2 protein-coding genes are annotated in these 2,191 nt (G+C 69.8%); both read left to right on the top strand.

Translation table 11 applies throughout. The features are described from left to right. Positions 1-940, top strand: a 940-nt coding sequence (locus tag ACTWQR_RS55535) for a beta-ketoacyl reductase (protein ID WP_443234982.1), incomplete at its 5' end; no start/stop codon positions are given. 116 nt (positions 941-1,056) lie between these two features. Beyond that, the coding region (locus ACTWQR_RS55540; protein ID WP_443234983.1) for a beta-ketoacyl synthase N-terminal-like domain-containing protein at positions 1,057-2,191 on the top strand (1,135 nt) is incomplete at its 3' end.

Consider the following 2,191-nt stretch of genomic DNA (forward strand, 5'->3'; position numbering starts at 1 on the left):
CTCCTCCGCCTCGTCCGTGTTCATGGGTGCGGGAAGTGCCGGCTATGCGGCGGCGAATGCCTTCCTGGACGGGTTGATGGCCAACCGTCGGGCGGCGGGCCTGCCCGGGCTGTCACTGGCCTGGGGCCCGTGGGAGGAGACCACCGGCATGGCTGACAACATCGACGACCTCACCAGGACCCGGATGAGTCGGCGTGAGGGGCGTGGGGGAGTCCTGGCTCTCAAGTCCGTTGCGGGCATGGAGCTGTTCGATGCCGCTGTGAGGTCCGGGCAGTCGCTGCTGGTGCCGGTCAAGTTGGACCTTCGGGGGGTACGAGCCGACGCGGCGGCCGGTGCCGGTGTTCCGCACCTGCTGCGCGGCCTCGTACCGGTCGGCAGGCAGCAGGCGCGGACGCTGGGCGCCGGCGACGAGCATCGGCAGCTGTCCGACCGGTTGGCCGGGCTCCCCGCGGCACGGCAGGAGGCTCTGCTTCTCGACCTGGTGCGAGCCCAGGCCGCGGCCGTGCTCGGGCATGCCGGGCCGGAGGGCGTTCGAGCGGAGATGGCGTTCAACGAGGCCGGATTCGACTCGCTCACGTCTGTCGAACTGCGCAACCGACTGCGTGAGGCGACCGGCCTGAAGCTGCCCGCCACGCTGATCTTCGACTACCCCACCCCGCTGGCCCTCTCGGCCTATCTCCTCGGCGAGCTCGCTGTGGACGAGGTGTCCGCCGCGGATCCGGTGCTGGCCGGCCTCGCCGGTCTGGAGGCGGCCATCGAGTCGGCGGCGGCCGATGAACAGGCCGGCGAGCGGATCACCGTACGTCTGCGGGAACTGCTGAAGGCAGCCGAGGCGGCGGGCGGTCGCGACGCGGTCCCTGGATCCACGGACACCCCCGACCAGGATCTCGAAACCGCCAGCGACGAGGAATTGTTTGCGCTCTTCGACCGGCTGGACTGACCCGGACCAGTGCGGGTGGGCCCGGGTGGGCCCGCCCGCACTGCCCGCACAGACGGTGGTGCGGGGAAACCGACCGAAGGCAATCGCACACACGGACTTCCTGGGAGCTGAATTCAGTGGCTGACGAGGTACAACTCCGCGACTACCTCAAGAGGGCCATCGCCGACGCCCGCGACGCCCGTAAGCGGCTGCGCGCGGTCCAGGACCAGGCACGGGAGCAGATCGCCATCGTGTCGATGGCGTGCCGATACCCGGGTGATGTGGCCTCACCCGGAGACCTCTGGAGGCTGGTGGCCGACGGGGTCGACGCCGTCTCCGACTTCCCGGACGACCGGGGCTGGGATCTGGAGGGCCTGTTCGACCCGGATCCTGACCACCCGGGCACCTCGTACACCAGTCAGGGTGGCTTCCTGCGCGGGGCCGGGCTCTTCGATGCGGGGTTCTTCGGTATCTCGCCGCGTGAGGCGCTGGCGATGGACCCGCAGCAGCGACTGTTGCTGGAGACCTCCTGGGAGGCGTTGGAGGACGCCGGTATCGACCCGGTCTCGATGAAGGGCACTGACGTCGGGGTGTTCTCCGGGCTGTCCGGTCAGGGCTACGGGGCCGGTGGGGGTGTGGTTACGCCGGAGGTGGAGGGTTTCGCGGGTACGGGTGCTTCGTCGAGTGTGGCGTCGGGCCGGGTGTCGTACGTGTTCGGTTTCGAGGGTCCGGCGGTCACGTTGGATACGGCGTGTTCGTCGTCGTTGGTGGCGATGCATCTGGCCGCGCAGGCGCTGCGGCAGGGTGAGTGCTCGATGGCGTTGGCCGGCGGGGCGATGGTGATGTCGACGCCCGGCTCCTTTGTGGCCTTCTCCCGGCAGCGGGGCCTGGCCTCTGACGGGCGCTGCAAGGCGTTTTCCTCGGGTGCGGACGGGATGGGTCTGGCCGAGGGCGTGGGTGTGGTGCTGCTGGAGCGGTTGTCGGTGGCTCGGGAGCGCGGGCACCAGGTGCTGGCCGTGATACGTGGCAGTGCGGTGAACCAGGACGGCGCCTCGAACGGGTTGACGGCGCCGAACGGTCCCTCACAACAGCGGGTGATCCACAGGGCGTTGGCGAATGCGGAGCTCTCGCCGTCCGATGTGGACGTGGTGGAGGGGCACGGGACCGGGACGGCTCTGGGTGATCCGATCGAGGCGCAGGCGTTGCTGGCCACGTACGGTCAGGGCCGGGACCCGGAACAGCCGCTGTGGCTGGGGTCGTTGAAGTCCAACA

This window comes from Streptomyces sp. 2A115 (assembly GCF_052245575.1).
Lineage (GTDB): Bacteria > Actinomycetota > Actinomycetes > Streptomycetales > Streptomycetaceae > Streptomyces.